Origin of the sequence: Ruegeria sp. HKCCD6119, from assembly GCF_013110585.1 — a bacterium.
Classification (GTDB): domain Bacteria; phylum Pseudomonadota; class Alphaproteobacteria; order Rhodobacterales; family Rhodobacteraceae; genus Ruegeria.
Genome location: NZ_WVQV01000001.1, coordinates 283369 through 302111, shown reverse-complemented (window position 1 = coordinate 302111; position 18743 = coordinate 283369). Strand labels below are relative to the sequence as shown.

At 58.7% G+C, this 18743-nt stretch carries 21 protein-coding genes and 1 tRNA gene; 12 read left to right on the top strand and 10 right to left on the bottom strand.

Annotation, left to right across the window (positions count from 1 at the left end; genetic code table 11):
- Positions 1 to 82 precede the first annotated feature (82 nt).
- The 3 genes from GS611_RS01525 (at position 83) to GS611_RS01515 (ending at position 2476) form a co-directional block, all read left to right on the top strand.
- The gene (locus tag GS611_RS01525) at positions 83 to 751 is read left to right on the top strand and encodes a cupin domain-containing protein (protein WP_171631232.1); all 669 of its coding nucleotides are present in this window, start codon (positions 83 to 85) and stop codon (positions 749 to 751) included.
- Between the two features lie 91 nt (positions 752 to 842).
- A complete protein-coding gene (locus tag GS611_RS01520) occupies positions 843 to 1919 on the top strand; it encodes an NAD(P)/FAD-dependent oxidoreductase (RefSeq protein WP_171631230.1) in 1077 nt (358 codons plus the stop codon).
- The gene (locus tag GS611_RS01515) at positions 1910 to 2476 is read left to right on the top strand and encodes a TetR/AcrR family transcriptional regulator (RefSeq protein WP_171631227.1); all 567 of its coding nucleotides are present in this window, start codon (positions 1910 to 1912) and stop codon (positions 2474 to 2476) included. Before GS611_RS01520 ends, GS611_RS01515 begins: the two co-directional genes overlap by 10 nt.
- A 375-nt stretch (positions 2477 to 2851) precedes the next feature.
- Here GS611_RS01515 and GS611_RS01510 read toward each other — a convergent pair.
- Positions 2852 to 2941, bottom strand: a tRNA-Ser gene (locus GS611_RS01510).
- 202 nt (positions 2942 to 3143) lie between these two features.
- Between GS611_RS01510 and GS611_RS21280 the strand changes: the two genes are divergently transcribed.
- The 8 genes from GS611_RS21280 (at position 3144) to GS611_RS01470 (ending at position 10717) form a co-directional block, all read left to right on the top strand.
- On the top strand, positions 3144 to 4442 hold the full coding sequence (locus GS611_RS21280) for an SPOR domain-containing protein (RefSeq protein WP_171631224.1): 1299 nt from the start codon (positions 3144 to 3146) through the stop codon (positions 4440 to 4442).
- 16 nt (positions 4443 to 4458) lie between these two features.
- On the top strand, positions 4459 to 5625 hold the full coding sequence (locus GS611_RS01500) for a D-alanyl-D-alanine carboxypeptidase family protein (RefSeq protein WP_171631222.1): 1167 nt from the start codon (positions 4459 to 4461) through the stop codon (positions 5623 to 5625).
- Complete coding sequence (gene tmk / locus GS611_RS01495) at positions 5622 to 6248, top strand: dTMP kinase (RefSeq protein ID WP_171631219.1); 627 nt, start codon at positions 5622 to 5624, stop codon at positions 6246 to 6248. Before GS611_RS01500 ends, tmk begins: the two co-directional genes overlap by 4 nt.
- A gap of 3 nt (positions 6249 to 6251) precedes the next feature.
- Positions 6252 to 7373, top strand: coding sequence for a DNA polymerase III subunit delta' (locus GS611_RS01490; RefSeq protein WP_171631217.1), 1122 nt, complete (start codon positions 6252 to 6254; stop codon positions 7371 to 7373).
- Entirely contained in the window at positions 7370 to 8176 is an 807-nt protein-coding gene (locus GS611_RS01485; RefSeq protein ID WP_171631215.1) for a TatD family hydrolase, read from the top strand. The genes GS611_RS01490 and GS611_RS01485 overlap by 4 nt, the downstream gene beginning before the upstream one ends.
- A complete protein-coding gene (locus GS611_RS01480) occupies positions 8173 to 8970 on the top strand; it encodes an MBL fold metallo-hydrolase (protein ID WP_171631213.1) in 798 nt (265 codons plus the stop codon). Before GS611_RS01485 ends, GS611_RS01480 begins: the two co-directional genes overlap by 4 nt.
- A 54-nt stretch (positions 8971 to 9024) precedes the next feature.
- Positions 9025 to 9957: an AEC family transporter gene (locus GS611_RS01475; RefSeq protein ID WP_171631211.1), complete on the top strand. Its 933-nt coding sequence runs from the start codon at positions 9025 to 9027 to the stop codon at positions 9955 to 9957.
- A gap of 61 nt (positions 9958 to 10018) precedes the next feature.
- The gene (locus GS611_RS01470) at positions 10019 to 10717 is read left to right on the top strand and encodes a CbiX/SirB N-terminal domain-containing protein (protein WP_171631209.1); all 699 of its coding nucleotides are present in this window, start codon (positions 10019 to 10021) and stop codon (positions 10715 to 10717) included.
- Between the two features lie 37 nt (positions 10718 to 10754).
- Here the strand turns inward: GS611_RS01470 and GS611_RS01465 are convergent, their stop codons facing one another.
- From GS611_RS01465 to GS611_RS01445, 5 genes are all read right to left on the bottom strand, one after another.
- Entirely contained in the window at positions 10755 to 11747 is a 993-nt protein-coding gene (locus GS611_RS01465; RefSeq protein ID WP_171631206.1) for a GGDEF domain-containing protein, read from the bottom strand.
- Complete coding sequence (locus GS611_RS01460) at positions 11744 to 12331, bottom strand: heme NO-binding domain-containing protein (protein ID WP_171631195.1); 588 nt, start codon at positions 12329 to 12331, stop codon at positions 11744 to 11746. The genes GS611_RS01465 and GS611_RS01460 overlap by 4 nt, the downstream gene beginning before the upstream one ends.
- Before the next feature lie 118 nt (positions 12332 to 12449).
- On the bottom strand, positions 12450 to 14009 hold the full coding sequence (locus tag GS611_RS01455) for a trimethylamine methyltransferase family protein (RefSeq protein ID WP_171631193.1): 1560 nt from the start codon (positions 14007 to 14009) through the stop codon (positions 12450 to 12452).
- A 118-nt stretch (positions 14010 to 14127) separates the two neighbouring features.
- A complete protein-coding gene (locus GS611_RS01450; RefSeq protein ID WP_171631191.1) occupies positions 14128 to 14820 on the bottom strand; it encodes an HAD family hydrolase in 693 nt (230 codons plus the stop codon).
- 24 nt (positions 14821 to 14844) lie between these two features.
- Complete coding sequence (locus GS611_RS01445) at positions 14845 to 15129, bottom strand: DUF3572 domain-containing protein (RefSeq protein WP_171631188.1); 285 nt, start codon at positions 15127 to 15129, stop codon at positions 14845 to 14847.
- A gap of 88 nt (positions 15130 to 15217) precedes the next feature.
- Here GS611_RS01445 and GS611_RS01440 point away from each other — a divergent pair, with 88 nt between their 5' ends.
- On the top strand, positions 15218 to 16618 hold the full coding sequence (locus GS611_RS01440) for a diguanylate cyclase (protein ID WP_171631186.1): 1401 nt from the start codon (positions 15218 to 15220) through the stop codon (positions 16616 to 16618).
- A 5-nt stretch (positions 16619 to 16623) separates the two neighbouring features.
- Here the strand turns inward: GS611_RS01440 and GS611_RS01435 are convergent, their stop codons facing one another.
- From GS611_RS01435 to GS611_RS01420, 4 genes are read right to left on the bottom strand one after another with little or no spacing between them, the layout of a single operon-like run.
- Positions 16624 to 17097: a periplasmic heavy metal sensor gene (locus tag GS611_RS01435; RefSeq protein ID WP_171631184.1), complete on the bottom strand. Its 474-nt coding sequence runs from the start codon at positions 17095 to 17097 to the stop codon at positions 16624 to 16626.
- A complete protein-coding gene (locus GS611_RS01430; protein WP_171631181.1) occupies positions 17094 to 17447 on the bottom strand; it encodes a hypothetical protein in 354 nt (117 codons plus the stop codon). The genes GS611_RS01435 and GS611_RS01430 overlap by 4 nt, the downstream gene beginning before the upstream one ends.
- Positions 17437 to 18054 carry an RNA polymerase sigma factor gene (locus GS611_RS01425; RefSeq protein WP_171631179.1) on the bottom strand — a complete coding sequence of 206 codons (618 nt, stop codon included), beginning with the start codon at positions 18052 to 18054 and terminating at the stop codon, positions 17437 to 17439. Before GS611_RS01425 ends, GS611_RS01430 begins: the two co-directional genes overlap by 11 nt.
- Positions 18055 to 18060: 6 nt before the next feature.
- Complete coding sequence (locus GS611_RS01420; protein ID WP_171631177.1) at positions 18061 to 18531, bottom strand: EF-hand domain-containing protein; 471 nt, start codon at positions 18529 to 18531, stop codon at positions 18061 to 18063.
- Between the last annotated feature and the right edge of the window lie 212 nt (positions 18532 to 18743).

Below are 18743 nucleotides of genomic sequence, written 5' to 3'. Positions count from 1 at the left end.
CTATACCAACATTTCAGTTGGCATTTGCCTACCTACTGGTAGATAGTCATCCTTGCTGCAATCAAGGAAGAGAACTGACCCCATGGAAATCAACTCGGACTTCTCTGACCGCGTTGTCGTTCACTCGGACCAGCTGGAATGGCAGGCCTCACCCATGAAGGGTGTGGATCGCAGGATGCTGGACAGGATCGGAGGCGAGGTCGCACGGGCCACCACTATCGTACGTTATGCGCCGGGCAGTCATTTCTCTGCCCATACCCATACGGGTGGCGAGGAGTTCATTGTCCTTGACGGTATATTTCAGGATGAACATGGTGACTATCCGGCGGGGACCTATGTGCGCAACCCGCCAACCTCGCAACACACACCGGGGTCGGAACCGGGATGCACGATCTTCGTCAAGCTTTGGCAGTTCGACCTGAACGACCGAACCCAGTTTCGCAAAAACATGGTGGATGAGCTGCGCGCACCCGCAAACGGTATCGCCACCGCAGTCCTGCATGAGGATGCGCGCGAGATCGTGACCTACGCCCATCTGGACGCGGGCGCGACGCTGCGCTCGGACGCCCCCGGCGGGATCGAGGTTCTGATCATCGACGGGTCGGTCACCGAAGGCGGGGACGAACTGGTCAAAAACGATTGGCTGCGCCTGCCTGAAGGCCACAGCCTGACGGCCGTTGCTGGGGCGGACGGAGCCAAGATCTGGATGAAGACAGGCCACCTGCCTTACGCCCAACCGCCGGCGGCGTAACCGATGTCTGAACAAAACCCTGGCGCAACAACCCCGGTCGAGTTGGGCCCAAAATCTGGACCTGCGTCCTTCAACTGAGGGGGTTTGACCCATGCGCACTGATACGCTCATCATCGGTGGCGGACTTTCAGGGCTTGGCCTGGCGACACAGCTTGTGGATCAGGGTCAGGAGGTGCTGGTTGCTGAGGCGCGCAGCCGTCTGGGCGGGCGCATTCTGACCGAGGTTCAGGGGCGCGCCCATCTGGACATGGGTCCGGCTTGGATCTGGCCCGGGCAGCCACGTATCGCAGCGCTGACAGACCGACTGGGCCTGCACCGGTTTGACCAATTCAGCTCCGGCGCGCTGAGCTTCGAAGATGAACGGGGCCGTGTTGTGCGGGGCCGCGGGTTTTCATCCATGGAAGGGTCTTATCGCCTGGTCGGGGGGCTCGCTGCTTTGACGGATGCGCTGTCGGCACGGTTGCCGGATGGAGCAATTCACCTGTCCACGCAGATCACCGCCTTGGCCCGCACCAAAGGCGGAGTTCGGGTCACCTCGCAATCTGGACAGCATATTTGGGCAAGCCGTGTGGTACTTGCCATGCCCCCACGTATCGCGGCCGAGTTGACCTATGAGCCCGCCCTGCCCGATGGCACGTTGTCAGCCATGCGGCACATCGCGACCTGGATGGCCGGTCAGGCCAAAGCAGTTGCGGTCTATGACACTCCGTTCTGGCGCAAAGACGGATTGTCAGGGGATGCTATGAGCCGGCGCGGTCCCATGGTGGAAATCCACGACGCGTCGCCTGCCAGCGGTGGTCCCTTCGCGCTGTTCGGTTTCATCGGCATCCCTGCGCAAGCTCGCCGGGATGAAGGGGCGTTGCGGCAGCAGGTTCTGGCTCAGCTGGGGCGATTGTTCGGGCGCAAGGCGACCAGCCCCAATGCGCTTTTGTTAAAAGACTGGGCGTTTGATCGCTTCACAGCAACCAACCTGGATCTTCAGCCCGTACATGCCCATCCGCAATACGGCATGCCCAAGGCCATGACGCGGATCTGGGAAGACCGGATCATCTTCAGTGGCACCGAAACAGCCGCGCAATTTGGGGGATATCTGGAAGGTGCATTGGAAGCGGCAGAAAACACCGCGGCATTGTTGAGCGCAAATAGGATGAACGTGGCATGGAAATAGATACAAAAACCGCTTTGCTGAATTCTGCCGAATTTGCCGTACGCAGCAAAGGCTTCGACGGCTTCAGCTATGCCGACCTTGCCAATGATGTGGGCATCCGCAAGGCATCGATCCACTATCACTTCCCGACCAAAGCCGCGCTTTCTGCAGCTTTGATGACACGCTACCATACCGAGCTTACCGGACGCTGCGTCGAGATCGAGGAAACTTGCGAAACGGCGGGCGCGCGCATGCGTGCACTGATCGCGCTGTATCGCGCGGCTTTGAACGACGGAAAAACCCTATGCTTATGTGTGTCGCTGATCATCAGCCGGGAAAGCTTGTCAAATGAGGTCACCGACAAAATCCGCGAGTTCCGGCGCATGTTGACCCGGTGGATCGAGAATGTCTTTGCGCTTGGCAAAACAGATCATTCGATTACGGGCGTTGAGGATCCGAAAGCAGAAGCACGCGCGGCATTGGCCTTGCTGGAAGGCGCTCATCTGACGGCTCGGGTCGAGAAGAGCACCCAAACCTTTGACGACGCCGTGGAGGTTCTAACTGCGCGATGTTTGTGACACGGCCCAAGCTTGCGCATACAGAATGGCCGCGTCGATTGTTGAGGCGCCTGCCCGCCTCCCCTGCCCCAGTCCCATTTCGGGTGATCATTCGGGGCGGTCTTTGTAGATGTCGATATTGCCTGCGATACAGCGCAGCAAGCGAATTGGCCGAGGCTGGATGTACTGACCACCAGATTGCGTCCACCACAGGTCACAAAAAAATTTCTCCATGGCTCAAGAACACTCGAAAGGTGCCAGCGAAAAGCGACTCGCAAAGCATGCTCAGACCAAGCGGGGACTAGAACACGAACCAGACATGGGAATTTTCTGAAGAAACCGTAGGTTCGTAAAATACGGGACGTGGTCAGCGTGTGGTCGGATTTGCCATTTTTATGGCGGGGAGACAGGGATTCGAACCCTGGGGACGCTCTCACGCCCAACGGTTTTCAAGACCGCCGCATTCGACCACTCTGCCACCTCCCCGTCGAAAGCAGGGTCTAAGGCGAAGTTCGACCAGAGGCAAGTCGAAATCGGGAAATCTTGCCGAAGCCTGTGCAGCGGTCTTTCCATGACACTTCAGCCACGTTATGATCCGCAGGAAAGACCGCAACAGGCTGGCATCCAGAACCAGCAGACCGGCAGTGGGGTTCGGAAAACGAAACCCCTTCAGGCAAGGGAAAAGCAGATGAAGCGAGCGATCGAGACACGCCCGGGGCCTAAACGGCTGGCGTATCTGGCGTTGACTTTGACGATACTGGCCGGATGCGAAGAGGTTTTGTCAACTTCTGACTCGGCTGAAAAACCGGAAGACAATTCGGGCAAGACGGAACTCCTGCCCGAGGTGGCCACCGGCTCTCAGCGTGATGTCGAGGCCCCTGAGGTTTTTCAGACAACCGAAGCAGGGCTTTGGGATGGCCGGCCGTCTCTTGGCGGGATATGGGTTGCGCACCCGGATGCGTCCCAACCTGAACGTGTCGTGATCAAAAACACGTCCAACAACAAATCGGTGACCGGCGCCCTGTTCCGGCGCGAGCGCAACCTGCCCGGGCCTGCGCTTCAGGTCTCGTCCGCTGCCGCGAAAGAGCTGGGAATGCTTGCGGGGGCGCCGACAAAAGTCAGTGTCGTCGCACTGCGCCGGGAAAAGCTGGAAGAACCGTCGTCGGAAGATGCGCCAGAAGCAGAAGAATCGGCCGCCGAAACCACGGCTGCGGTTGCTGATGGAGCTTCCGACACGCAAGCGTCCGCAGAGCCGGAAAAACCGGTCAAACGGAAGTGGTGGCAGAAAAAGGAACCAGCCGCCGCCGCGGCTGGTACGACTGCGGTTGCAGCCGGTGCAGCCAGTTCATCCGATGAAACGGCTGAGGACGTCGAGCCCGCAAGCGAAGATGCCGAGACGCCTACATCAGCCGACGATCAGGTCGAAGCACCTGCCGATAAACCCGCCAAGCGGAAATGGTGGCAGAAGAAAGCCCCCACAGCTGCGGCTGCGGGAACTGCCGTGGCCGCGGCAGATACAGCGACCGACAGCGCAGACGTAGCCGCCGAAGCCGCTGCGGCCGTGGCGTCGCCCTCTTTGTCGGATGCACCGGTCACGCCCCCTGCCGAAAAACCTGCCAAGCGGAAATGGTGGCAAAAGAAAGACCCTGCCGCGATCACCGAAACACCGCTGGACCCGGTAGAAGGGGCCGCTGCCGCAATAGATGCGTCAGACGCCACGCCTGTTGCCGCCGCCGCGACATCGACGACGTCTTTGAGCAAGCCGTATGTACAGATTGGAACCTTCAGCGTTGAGGCAAACGCCAAGTCAGCAGCCCAAAAGGCGCGTCGCAACGGAATGCCTACGGTTGTTCGGGAACTGAAAACAGCGAATAGTACAGTGTGGCGCGTGCTGGTAGGCCCCGCCGCAACAAGGGCCGAGCGCAAAGCCTTTCAAAAGGACGTGAAAGACCTTGGCTTCAAAGATGCGTTCACGGTAACCGACTAATTCAGGGAGGCTTAACATGCTGTCCTCAATACGAACATCTGTTCTGGCTCTTGGGCTTGCCGTTCTGGCGATACCGGCCCAGGCTTTTGATACATCCGCCCGCGCGGCTTACGTGATCGACCAAACCACCGGTACCGTGCTGCTGTCGAAAGAAGCCGACCAACCGTTGCCGCCTGCGTCGATGTCCAAGCTCATGACGCTTTATGTTGCGTTCGAAGCATTGCGGGACGGGCGCTTGACGCTGGACGAAACTCTGCCTGTTTCGGAACACGCGATGAGCTATGGCGGCTCGACGATGTTCCTGAATACGCAGGATCGCGTACGTGTCGAAGATCTGCTGCGCGGCATTATCGTTTTGTCGGGCAATGACGCCTGCGTCGTCATTGCCGAAGCGCTCAGCCCGGATGGCACCGAAGCAGGGTTTGCGCGATACATGACCCAGCGGGCCAAGCAGATGGGCATGAACAATTCGAACTTCGCAAATTCAAACGGCTGGCCCGCCGCCGGGCACATGATGTCAGTTCATGATCTGGCCGTTCTTGCAGACCGGCTGATCACTGATTTTCCGGAATACTATCCCCTTTTCGCCGAAGAAGTTTTCGAATTCGATGGCCGCGCGCCTTCGAACGCCCGCAACCGCAACCCGTTGCTGCGGCTGGATATCGGCGCAGATGGCCTGAAAACCGGCCACACGCAAGAAGCGGGCTATGGCCTTGTCGGGTCCGCCAAACAAGGCGACAGGCGTGTGATCTTTGTGCTGACGGGGCTCGACAGCACCGGCCAACGGGCAGAGGAGGCTGAGGCCGTGGTTAACTGGTCGTTTCGAAATTTTGTCGAGAGGACAGTTGCCACCGCGGAAACGCCGATAGCCGAAGCCAAACTGTGGATGGGCGAGAAAAAGACCGTGGGCCTTGTTCCCGAAGGTGATCTGAATGTGCTGTTCCCGGTTCTGGGCACTCAGAATGTCGAGGCCGAAGTGGTCTATGAGGGCCCGATCAACGCGCCCGTCAAAAAAGGTCAGCAGCTGGCCGAACTGGTTATCAAACCCGAAGGGCTGCCGGAAATCCGGCGCCCGCTGGTGGCAGCCGAAGATGTTGCGATTGGCGGGTTTGTGGTGCGCATGCTGACCGTCGGCGGTATCGTATTGAAAGACGTGATCAACAACCCGCTGGAGTCGATGTGACGAAAGCGGGGTTATTTCTGACCTTCGAAGGCATTGACGGTTCAGGCAAGTCAACACAGGCACGGATGCTGGCGGAACATCTGCGCGCGCAGGGTCACGAGGTGGTACTGACGCGCGAACCCGGCGGTTCCGCGGGGGCCGAGGAAATTCGCAGTTTGGTTTTGGAGGGCGACCCGGATCGCTGGTCGGCCGAGACCGAGATTCTGCTGTTCACAGCAGCCCGCCGCGACCATTTGGAGCGTACAATCGAGCCGGCTCTGGCGGCAGGGAAGGTTGTGATCTGCGACCGCTTTGCTGACAGCACACGTATGTATCAGGGCTTGTCCCGGGGTGACCTGCGAAATCTGGTGGATCAGTTGCACAGCCTGATGATCGGGCGCGAACCGGACATGACGCTGCTGATCGACATGGACCCCGAAACGGGCCTGGCACGCGCCAAGGGGCGACAAGGCACCGAAGAACGTTTCGAGGACTTTGGCCCGGATTTACAAAAGAAAATGCGTGCCGGTTTTCTGGCGCTGGCCGATGAGTTCCCCGACAGGTTTCACATCGTGGATGGCAACAGGGACATGGACAGCGTTGCGCAGGATGTGACAGAAATCGTCCAGGCAGCACTGCGGTAGACGATGAGCGACGATATCCCTTCTCCGGATCAGGTGCAGGGCGCACCACATCCGCGCGAAACCGTTCGGCTTTTTGGCCAGGACGCGGCTGAACAGGCATTCCTGACCGCCTACACCTCGGACCGTTTGCATCACGGTTGGCTGCTGACTGGGCCACGCGGTGTCGGCAAGGCGACCCTCGCCTGGCGAATTGCAAGGTTTCTGCTTTCCACTCCGCCGACCGAGGATGGCGGGTTGTTCGGCGCGCCGCCTCCGCCCGAGACGCTCGATATCGATCCCGATCACCCGGTGGCCCATCGCATTCAGGCCGGGGCGGAACCGGGTTTGGCGGCAATAACCCGGTCACTGAACGATCAGGGACGGCTGCGCGGTGAGATCGTCGTGGATGACATCCGCAAGCTTGGAAAGTTTTTTGGCCTGTCCTCTGCGGACGGCGGCCGCCGCGTCGTGATCGTGGATTCAGCAGACGACATGAACGTCAGCGCCGCCAACGCGTTGCTGAAAATGCTGGAAGAGCCGCCTGCCCGCACCACCCTTTTGCTGGTATCGCATCAACCCTCGCGCCTGTTGCCAACCATCCGTTCACGCTGTCGCACGCTGCGCCTCGGCCCGCTGAACGCGCAAGACATGCAAGCCGCCCTGTCACAAACGGAAACCGAAATTCCCGCGCAGACAGAACACCTTGCCGCGCTTGCAGCGGGTTCAGTCGGAGACGCCGTGCGTTTGATCAATCTGGGTGGTCTGGACATCTATGCCGAACTGATCGCCATTCTGGGAACCCTGCCCCGCATGGACCGCCAGCGCGCGCTGGCCCTGGCCGAAGCGGCAGCACAGCGCGGTGCGGCGGACCGGTTCGAACTTTTGCTTACCCTGATCGACATCGCTCTGTCACGGCTGGCACTGACCGGGGCAACGGGCACGCCCCCGCTGCCTGAAGCCGCCCCCAACGAGGGTGAAACACTGGCGCGTCTGTCAGCATCGCCAAATCAAGCCCGTCGCTGGGCCGAGGTCGCCGCAACGATCACAGCCCGAGCGCGACATGGTCAGGCAGTCAACCTTGACCCTGCCGCTCTGGTCCTAGATACGGTGTTCAAGATACAGGAAACTGCCGGTCAGAACAGATGAGCGACACCCCCCAGATTACCGACAGCCATTGCCATCTGGACTTCCCGGATTTCGAAGGCCAGTTGGACGACATCATCGCGCGTGCTGCCCAGGCTGGCGTGACCCGGATGGTGACGATCTGCACCAAACTGCGCAACGAACCCGCCGTCCGTGCGATTGCCGAAGCCCACGCGCCGGTCTTCTATGCCGCCGGCACACATCCGATGAGCGCCGCGGACGAGCCATTGGCCTCGGTCGATGATCTGGTCGCCCTGACACGGCATCCCAAATTCGTCGGTATCGGTGAAACCGGCTTGGACTACCACTATACCGCCGACAGTGCCGAAGTGCAGAAACAGTCACTGCGCATCCATATCGAAGCGGCCCAGCGCACCGGGCTGCCCCTGATCATTCACGCCCGCGCAGCTGATGAAGATATGGCCCGCATTCTGGCTGAAGAATATCGCAACGCACCCTATTCCTGCGTCATGCACTGCTTCTCATCGTCTGCTCAATTGGCCAAGGCCGCGCTGGAGCTGGGGTTTTATCTGTCCATGTCCGGCATCGCAGCCTTTCCCAAAAGCCAGGAGTTGCGCGATATCTTCGCAAACGCCCCGGTGGACCGCATTCTGGTGGAAACTGACGCGCCCTATCTGGCCCCGCCGCCCTATCGCGGCAAACGAAACGAGCCGGCCTATACTGTGCACACGGCCCAAAAGGGGGCTGAAATCTTTGGCATGGACTATGCCGCCTTTGCTGACCAGACACAGGCGAACTTCGACCGGCTGTTTACCAAAGCGGCATCAGACAAGGCCGCCGCATGACCGGCTTCCGATTTACAATTCTGGGCTGCGGGTCCTCTGGCGGCGTGCCGCGGCTGGGCGGTCAGTGGGGCGATTGTGACCCTGCGAACCCCAAGAACATCCGGCGCCGCTGTTCGATGCTGGTCGAACGCGACGGGCCAGATGGGACAACCTCGGTTCTGATCGACACAACGCCAGATATGCGCAGCCAGTTGCTGGATACAGGTACAGGGCGGTTGGACGGGGTCGTCTATACGCACTCTCACGCAGACCATGTGCATGGAATCGATGACTTGCGCATGATCGTGTTCAACATGAAAACCCGCGTTCCCGTTTGGGCGGATGGCGACACCCAGAACGCCTTGTTGGGGCGGTTTGGATACGCGTTCATTCAGCCGGAAGGCTCCCCTTATCCTCCAATACTGGAGCTCAAGTCTATCGACGGTCCATTTGAAATCGACGGCCCCGGCGGCCCGATTCCGTTGCGTCCTTTCAAAGTGAATCACGGTTCGATCGATTCCCTTGGATTCCGCATAGGGCAACTCGCCTATCTTCCGGATGTCGCCGAGATCTACGACGACGCCTGGCCCGAAATGAAAGGGCTGGACTGCCTTGTCATCGATGCCCTGCGCCGCTCGCCTCATCCAACGCATGCGCATCTGGAAAAGACGCTTGGGTGGATCGAAGAACTCCAACCGAAGCGCGCGGTTCTGACCAACATGCATATCGATCTCGATTATGCCACCGTCGATGCTGAAACCCCCGACCACATCACCCCCGCCTTCGACGGGATGGTGATCCATCAGTCGCAGTAGGCCGCTGCCCGTCGCCCGCATGATATCGCAGCAGGCCCGTCGCACGGGGGCCACATGCTGCAAAGCCTGATCGACGTCATTCTTCCGGTTTTCCTTGTAATCGGGGCCGGGTATACGGCAACACGCACGGGGTACTTCAAAGAAGCTCATGTCGATGGGCTGATGAAGTTCACCCAAGGCTTTGCGATTCCCTGCCTTTTGTTCCTGGCCATCGCGCATCTGGACCTCAGCGCCAGTTTCGACCCCCGGCTTTTGGCCAGTTTCTATTCCGCTGCCGCCCTGTGTTTCACAACAGGTCTGTTCGGCGCACGCATCATTTTCGGGCGCGATTGGGAAGATTGCGTTGCCATCGGGTTTTGTTGCCTGTTCTCAAACTCTGTCCTGTTGGGTTTGCCGATAACCGAACGCGCATATGGGCCCGAGAACCTGACCGGCAACTACGCGATCATCGCCTTCCATTCTCCGTTTTGTTACGGCGTCGGGATCACGGTGATGGAGGTCGTGCGAAATCGCGGTCATGGTGGCATGCGCATGGCACGGTCTGTATTGTCTGCAATGTTCAAGAACGCGCTGATCCTTGGTATCACCCTTGGGTTTCTAGTCAACCTGTCCGGCCTGGCAATCCCTGCGGTGGTCGACGAAGCACTGGGGTTGATCACCCGTGCTGCCCTGCCCGGGGCGTTGTTTGCCTTGGGCGGTGTGCTGGTCAAATACAAGCCCGAGGGCGACCTGCGCACCATTGCTTATGTTTGCTGTATCTCTTTGATGCTGCATCCCAGCCTGGTGTGGGTGTTCGGCAAATCCACGAGCCTGCCGCAGGATCTGTTTCGGTCGGGGGTTTTGAATGCCGCCATGGCTCCGGGTTTCAACGCCTATATCTTCGCCAACATGTATGGTCGCGCAAAACGGGTCGCAGCGTCGGCGGTACTTATCGGAACGGCCTCGTCCATTCTGACCGTCTGGCTATGGCTGACACTTCTGGGCTAACTGAGGTGTTGACTTCAGGTTGATGTGAAACACCTATCGCGCAACGCAGCAGGAGATCCGCATGTCACATGCCATAATTGTCGCTCATGGCCAACCGTCAGACCCGGAACCGGCCGAAGCTGCACTTGCGGCATTCGCCGCCAAGGTCAACGCGCTTACCGGGCATATAGCGGTGGATTCGGCCACCCTGGCAGCGCCGGGTGCGTTGGAGTCGAAGCTTGACCGCGCGCCCGAAAACTCGGTCATCTATCCACTTTTCATGGCAAAAGGGTGGTTTGTCACCAGCGCTCTACCCAAACGGCTTGGGCACCATCCGGCACGGATTTTGGACCCGCTTGGAATTGACCCGGACCTGCCGGCCCTGACCGCAGAGGCCCTGCGATCGGAATTGTCCGACAAACACTGGGCTGCTCGGTCCACCGATCTGGTCATTGCCGCGCATGGTTCCGGGCGCAGCCGGAACCCGTCGACCGTGGCGTTGCAGTTTGCGAAACAGCTTGCGGGACTGGTGGCGTTCAAATCCGTTCGCGTCGGTTTCGTCGAAGAGCCACCTTCCATATCTGACGCTGCAAACGGTACCGAAGATCAGGCGCTGTGCCTTCCGTTCTTTGCTTGTGCCGGAGGGCATGTGCAGGAAGACGTCCCGCAAGAGCTGGATCGCGCGGGGTTTTCAGGCGTGGTCCTGCCGGTGGTGGGAGAGTTGCCTCCGATCCGGCAACAGATTGCGAAAAAGATAAATGCGGCATTCGATTCAGCCTGAAGCCCCGATACGTGCCCATCGTGTTTTCTGAACGAATTCAGGTTTGCGCCTTGCTCAACGCTGAATACATGCGATGGCAAGACCGGCCGTCGCGCTTGGCCTGATAAAGGGCCAAGTCTGCTGCGTGAAGAATGTCGGCGGCGTTGGGGCAGTCGAACTGCGTGGACAAGGCAGTGCCAATACTGGCCGAGATCGAACAACTCTGATTCTGAAACGTCATCGGTTCACTCAACCTTGATATCAGACGCCCAGCAATGCAGGCCAGAGTATCTTCCCGAGTCAGATCCTTGAAAACAATGACGAATTCATCCCCGCCGACCCGGGCCACAGTGTCGTTGCTTCGTGTCTCCTGCTGCATGATGCGGGCGGCCTGCTGCAAGACGAAATCACCCGCGGCATGGCCCAGCTTGTCATTTACAGATTTGAAAAAATCCAGATCCAGATGCATGAGCGCGAAGGTGGAAATTCCCGAAATCAAATGCTCGAGCAAGTGATCCATCGCCCTGCGGTTCTTCAGTCCGGTCAATGTGTCGGTAAAGGCCTGCTCTTCGGCTGCAAGCATCGCACCCTGCAGCCGAAGGTTGAGAGAGCGGGATGCCTCCATCGCGGCGGATTTGGCTTCGACCAGATACAATAGCTCAATCGCCAGATCCGTGCCCGAGAAATCAGCACTTGTCAGCGCATAGTCCCGCACCGCATCCAAAATCGAGATACCAAATGACAGATTGATGACCGCACCACCGGAATGCGGCAAAGGAGCGACCAAGCCTTTCAGGGTTGTGCGGGGTTCATCATGAAACCTCAGATGCAGCTTCGCCCCCGCCATTGACATCAGGGCGGGAATGGTGGTGATCGTTCTGGGGCGGATCAGTTCAAACACATCCAGAAATCCCTGCCCCACCAGCGGCAGTTCAGGTCGCAACTTTTGCAGGGTCGGACCTGCCTGCCGAATATGCCCATTTTGGTCCACCAACAGGAACATCGGGCAAAGCGTTTCCAGTAGACCAGCCAGTTCTTGGGTGTCTGTCATCCGTTCCGAGCCCCCAGATCAAAATGCCGCCCCTCAGCAAAAGCGCTTTCAACCAACATGATGGAAATGACATCACTGCCTTGCTGCTGCCCCTCGTGTGACAGCATCACCAGCGCACCATAGTCATCCGCCATTGCGCGCAGGACCCCAACCATGACATTGGAATAACCGGGCAGGCCCGGAGAGCAACTCAGCTGAAATTCCGTGGCTGACAGCTCTCTCAATTCCAAGGCCGGCAGGGTCAAATCAGACACGGCCAGCCGCACGCGGTCCGCCAGATCGTCGAGCGAATGAAGAAATTCCACGTAGCTGACACCGCCGAACCTGAGAAGGCGGCGCAGCCCTTCCATATTCGGATGAGATACGAGGTACGTTCCCAGGTCCTCAAAGACTTCGGCTGGCGGTCGATCAAGGTCGGCGCTCAGCGCCTCCATTACCTTGGACGTCATGTCATCGTCATAGACGAGCATGGCCTCGAACTCGACAAACCCCAGCCGCGCGGCTTCGGTCACGCGCAACCAGCAGGATCGCCCGTAGGTCGCACAGACAAAGGACTGTATCGCCCGATTGATCAGACCATGCATCAGATGCCCCAGTTTGGTGTCCTGTGCACTGTGGCCGGAAAAACCTTAACAAATAGCCAAAATCCACCCTGAGTTGTAGCGAATTCAACAGAGTATCAGCTCGAGACCACCTGTCCGATCAAAAATCCGTGGGCGCGCCGCCTTCCGCTTTGCGGCGTTCGACAAAAGCGGCCAGTTCCTCGCGAATGCCTTCATCGATCGGGGGGGCGTCAAAGCTCGAGATAATCTCCTTGAACATGTGATGCGCGCGTTCTGCTGTCCAGATGCCGCCGGCGACCTCCCATCCTTCATAGTTTTTCCAATCACTCAGGAAGGGTTGATAGAAGGCCGTGGTATAGCGATCCTGCGTATGCTGAATGCCAAAGAAATGACCGTCATTGCCGACTGCCCGGATCGCATCCAGTGCAATCTCGTCCGGTCCTGTGGCGGTCAACTCGGGGTTCATATAGCGTTGAATTTGCTGTAGGATTTCGCAATCCATGATAAACTTTTCCGGGCTGGCGATCAGACCGCCCTCAAGCCAACCGGCTGCGTGGTAGACCATATTGGTGCCCGATTGCACGGCGGCCCAAAGCGAGTTCGAAGTCTCCCACACAGACTGCCCGTCCGGCACATTTGCCGCACAAACACCCGAAGACCGCATGGGCAAACCATAGAACCGCGACATCTGGCCGGTCATCTGGGTCGAACGCATGTATTCCGGTGTTCCAAAGGCGGGCGCGCCGGATTTCATATCCACATTCGACGTGAATGTACCGATCACACAGGGAATACCGGGGCGCACGTATTGGAACAGCGCAATGGCGCACAGCGCCTCGGCCAAGGATTGCGCCACGGCGCCTGCCATGGTTACGGGGGCCATCGCACCCGCCAGCGTAAAGGGCGTGACAACAATCGCTTGACCGCGCCGCGCCAGGCGCAGACACCCGTCGATCATCGGGTGATCGTGTTTCAGCGGCGAGGTAGAGTTGATATTGGTATACATGCGCGGCGCGGCCTCGAACTCCTCATGGCTCAACCCTCCTGCGATGCGCACCATTTCCATGACATCTTCGACGCGTTCCTTGCCCAGTGAATAGGCGTGCATGGCCTTGTCGGTCAGGGTCAGCTTGTCGTACAGCACATCCAGATGGCGAACGCTGGCGTGGATATCGACCGGCTCGACCGGGTATCCGCCCGCGAAATGGATGCAGTTGAAGTATTGCGTCAGCTTCAGAAGGTTCCGACACATCTCGCGATTGCCCGGTACTTTTTTCCCGATCTCCATGTCCCAGTAATTCGGCGGGGAAGAGACGTTGCCGAACAGGATGTTCTTCCCGCCGATTTCGATCTTGCGATCCGGATTGCGAGGGGTGATCGAAAACCGGCTGGGAGCCTTGGCGATCATCTCCATGACAAAGTCCCGCCCCATGCGGACATTGTCGCCGTTGATGGTGCAACCGGCTTCGCGCAGGATGCCTATTGCCTCTTCGTTGTAAAACTCGATCCCGATCTCTTCGAGGATGCGCATCGCCCCTTCATGGATCGCTTCGATGCCGGCCTGATCCAAAGGTTCTGTGGGTCGATCGATGTTGACCGGCGGATCCCAGGGCATCTGGTCAATCGCTGCACTGCCCCTGCGCGCAGCCGCCCCTGCGCGCCCTCCTCCGCGGCGCTTGCGTGTTTTAGTCTCGGCCATCGGTGCCTCCTGTTCTTGCTTTCGTCAAGCAAGCCCCGAAGGGACGCCTATGGCCGCTCCGTATGCGACAGAATATGTCGGTTTTTCATTCCGTTTTGTCGAATCCCGGATTTGAAAATCAGATTTTGGCCAACCATTCGGGAATATGACCGATATCCGGCAAAATCACATCCGCCATCGGAGCCAAAGCATCGGCCTCGGCCAAACCGGTCAAAACACCGATCGTGGTCATCCCCGCCGCGCGCCCGGCCTGCAAGTCATGAAGACTGTCACCCACCATCGCGATACGAGATGGCTCGACCCCGATATGGGCGGCAAAGGCCAGCAACTGGCCCGGTCCCGGCTTGAACCCGTGACCACTGTCATACCCGGCGACGAAATCGAAATGCCCCCTTACCCCGACAGATTCGAGATGCTGCAAAGCGGGATGTTCACTGTCATTCGTCGCAACGCCCAGCTTGATTCCGGAATTTTGCAGACCTTCCAGGAACGGAACCAATGGAACAGCGGGCACCTGCGGGGCCGAGGCGGCCTCGGAGTTCATCAAATCGATGATCTCATGTAAGGTCGCGCCATCGACATGGGCAATCAAGACTTCTGCGATTTCCTCGACCGTGGCGGCGATTACAATGCTGTCTTCGGTATATCTCCCTTGCTCGAAATCATATCCGATGACACGGCCAAGCTCGGTGGCGCGATCTTCGTCCCCGTTGGACAGGCGCAACAGCATGGAGCGCCCGAACCTTCCCCACGTATTTGCAAAGTCAAACAGCGTGCCATCTTTGTCAAAGATGATCGCATCTATCGGCATCCGGTGCTCCTGCGGAAAATATGGTTATGTCCAGTGTATCTCTGCGCCGCCAGACAATACCGCCCTTGCCTGGGCGGGAAGATCATAGGCGAGTGAATTGGCGTCACAAAACGCCATGACCCACGAATCGTCAAGCACCAGAAAATCAAGAACCGACGCCAGAAACTCGGGATCGCTTGCCCGATCGCGGACATCCTCGATCGATGCGCCCGTAGAGCCCAGAAAAACAGGCAAAAGCTCGTCATTGCTGACCAGCCAGGCCAGGGCCGTCAGCGCAAGAGTTTGGGCGGAATCAGAGGATATCGGCATAAACTTGGGTCAGATCCGGTCTTGGAAAGGGTTTGTTAACCAGAGTCATAAACACTTTGTTCACGCATGCAATCAACGGTGAACAACTATGTCTGTGCAGGGAACCATCCTTGTCCTCGACGGGGTATCGACCAATCGCATCATGCTGAAGGTACAGCTGACGGCGGCCTGGTATCACGTGGTGCAGGGCGAAAAGCTTGAAGGGTTGCCCGCGCTCGTGCGGCGTACGCAACCGGATCTGGTTCTGACGGCTCAGACGTTGCCGGATGGAACGGCTGCGGATGTGAAGAAGGCGATTGTGAAGGAACCCGGCCTTGACGACGTTCCGGTCGTGGCGATTGCCGCGCAAAATGACCGGGACGCCCGGCTGCGGGCGTTAAAGGACGGGCTGGATGATGTTCTGACGCACCCGTTCAAAGACACCTTATTATTGGCGCGCATTCGCAGCCTTTTGCGTGCTCGTGCGGCCACTCAGGATTTGCAGGTCAGCAACGGATCGCAATCGATTGGCTTCGCAGAGCCGGTCCAACCCATAATCAGACCGTCCAAAGCGGCGCGGGTTGATATCCTGACCCACACGGCCCGAAACGGCACGCTTTGGCAAAAGGCTCTGGAAGATCAACGTCAATTTGATTTGAACTGGCATCTTCAGTCGAACCTGCGGGGTGTTTTGTCCGGCTCTGTTCCCGATGCGATCGTGGTTGAACTGGGCTCGAACCCGGCCGGCCTCAATATCCTTGCCGACCTCAGATCACGCGGCGTGACCCGGCACACGGTTTTGATCGGGGTGCTGAAAGACGAAGACGCCGGACAGGCTTCGGAAGCTCTGGACCGAGGGGCCGATGCTGTCTGTCTGGGCGGGTTCTGCGCGCAGGAGATCCTGCTGCGGCTTGAAAACCAGATCGCCCGCAAAGCGCGACTGGATCAGATGCGGGTCTCTCTCAAAAGAGGCATCGCGGAATCCTGGATCGACCCGTTGACCGGGCTGCACAATCGCCGCTACGCCATGCGCGCGCTGGATCAGATCGCGCGCCAATCCGCCAGAACGGGGCGCAGTTTTGCGATCATGCTGGCCGATCTGGATCACTTCAAGGCAATCAATGATGGCCATGGCCATGCAAGCGGCGATTACGTTTTGACGCAAGCGGCGGAACGTATGCAACATGCCTTGGGATCCCGTGGATTTGTCGCCCGCATCGGGGGGGAAGAGTTCATGATCGGCGTGCCCGATGTATCGCCCAAACAGGCGTTGAACCTGGCCGAAACCGTTTGTGACAGCATCTGTCAGTCCCCGTTCCTGTTACCGGACCATGGGGCACAAGTTGATGTGACGGTCAGTATCGGGTTGAAGTTGTCTCAGGTCGGTTTCGCCCGGCAAGACTATGCGGCTGAAAGCGTGGAAAACCTGATCAAATCCGCGGATAAAGCGCTGTATGCTGCGAAGAAGGCAGGGCGCAATCAGGTGAGTATCAGGCAAAGTGCGGCCTGATCTGTTCAGTCTCTTTTCTTGTGCCCATGCGGCCCGCGTTTGACGACTTCCTGCAATCGGTCTGCATAAGCCTGCCGTTCATCATTGCTCATGGCGGTCACACGTGCCAGCCATTGCGTTTGCAAGGCCTGCTGCAAATCGGCGGTGGCCTGTGCTTGTTGTTGCAACAGAACCTGAACGGCGACCGGGTCGAAGGGCGTTGCGCGCAATGCCTGACTGAGCGCTTCAAAATCCTGAGCACGACCCTTGGATCCTTTTTTGTGCAGGCCCGTCAGCTCGCCCCGCATCGCCTTTCGATCATCCTTGGGCAGGGCCCGGTACAACGCGGGGCCGAAGCCGGGCGGTGATTTGGCATGATCCCCTCCTCTCAGGCGCAATACGGTGCCCACAGCGACACCGACAACCAGCAGGTTCAGCGCCAGTGACAGGGCCAGGACGACAGGCACCCACCTGCGTTTGGGCTTGGGATCAGCGTTCATTCCGTGCTCTCCAGAAAACTCGAGTCAAATCCAAGGTCGGCCACGAGGAAGGATGTCTCCTCTGACGTCAACAGGCTGGCCGGGTCCGGCAGAAAGGCCGGTGCGGAAAACCCGATCCAGACCCCGGCAGCGCTTGCGGCGACAAGCCCGCCAAGGCCCTGCCATCCTCCTACATTGCTTATCAACCTGTTCCATATCGAAGGCATCGGCTGCGGTGCAGGCGCAAGACGACCGAGGCGAACAGTTTCAGCATCCGTCTGGATGCGCACGGCAAGATCGTCCGGCAGTGCCGGTCGCTGCCGCTGTGCCTGTGCAAACAAATGATCAAGTTCCAGGTCTTCATCCGCCATTGTCATACCCCAGTTCTTCGCGTCGTCCAGCCAAGATCGCGGTCAGGCTGCGCTTGCCTCTTGCGGTCAGGCTTTCAACTGCTTCTACCGAAATGCCCATTATCCCGGCAATCTCGGGGTTGGGCAGCTCTTCAATATGGCGCAGCACGACCGCTTGTCGCTGCCGCTCGGGCAGCTCAGCCAAAGCCAACTGCAAGGCATCCTTGCGCGCCTCGTCCTGCATGCGGTCAACAACGCTGGCCTTGCCATCTTCGGGTTCGGGAACGTCCGACAACCTGTCGGGTGTCTTCTTGCGCCTGATGTCCACGCACAGGTTCAGCGTCACCCGATACAGCCAGGTCGATACCTTGGCCTGACCCGAAACCCAATTCGGCGCCATCTGCCACAACCGCATCATCGCATCCTGCGTCACGTCTTCCGCCTCGGCCCGATTGCCCAACATGCGCAAAGCAACCGAGTAACAGCGTGGCCCCAAACGATCGGTCAGGATCCGTGCCGCCCCCGCCTCACCATCAGCGAATTGCCTCAGCAACGCATCGTCGCTGAGTGTGTTCGCGGCGCAATCCGCGCCGCGAACATCTTGTGGGTGGGAGGTCAGATCCTCCATCCTGCATCAGTTATCGCTTGTATCCGATTTTTGATGCTTTTTCTTATGGTGCCGTCCCATCCGATCTTTGGCATCGGCAAATTCCTGTTCCGAGATTCCGCCACTGTTGTCCGCATCCATCCGATCAAACATCTTGTCAGCCCGGCGCGGTTTCGGCAACTCATCCTGGCTGAGGAAGCCATCTTTGTTCGCGTCGTTGTTTTCGAACATCCTGGCAACCCGATCACTGGCTTTCTTCTGGGCGGCAGCCTGCATTTCTTCCTGGCTCAGCTTTCCATCCCCATTGGTGTCCGCCTCGGTGAAACGAGCGGTTCGGTGCGCCTCCATCTCTTGTTGCGTAACCTGACCATCGCCATCGGCGTCCAGTTCCTGAAAGGACACCGGCTCGCGGCCACCCGAGCCAGCGGCCAAAACAGAAGTACCGGTAATCGCAACCGCCGACATGACAATGGCCGAGATGAATGTAACGTTTTTCATTTCCGTTTCCTTTTGTTGACGCGGCCCGAGTGCCGCCGCTCATACCCATTCAAACGGGTCGCGCCAGGAATTCCGTCGCTGAATTCGATATTATTTTTTGAAAGGTTCGGGACCGCCCCAAGACGAGGTGCCGGGCAGACGTTGCAAAGCGACGCACCCCCCTTTTAAATTTCCACGATCAGGCCCATTATCCGCAAAAGATTACTGCGCGA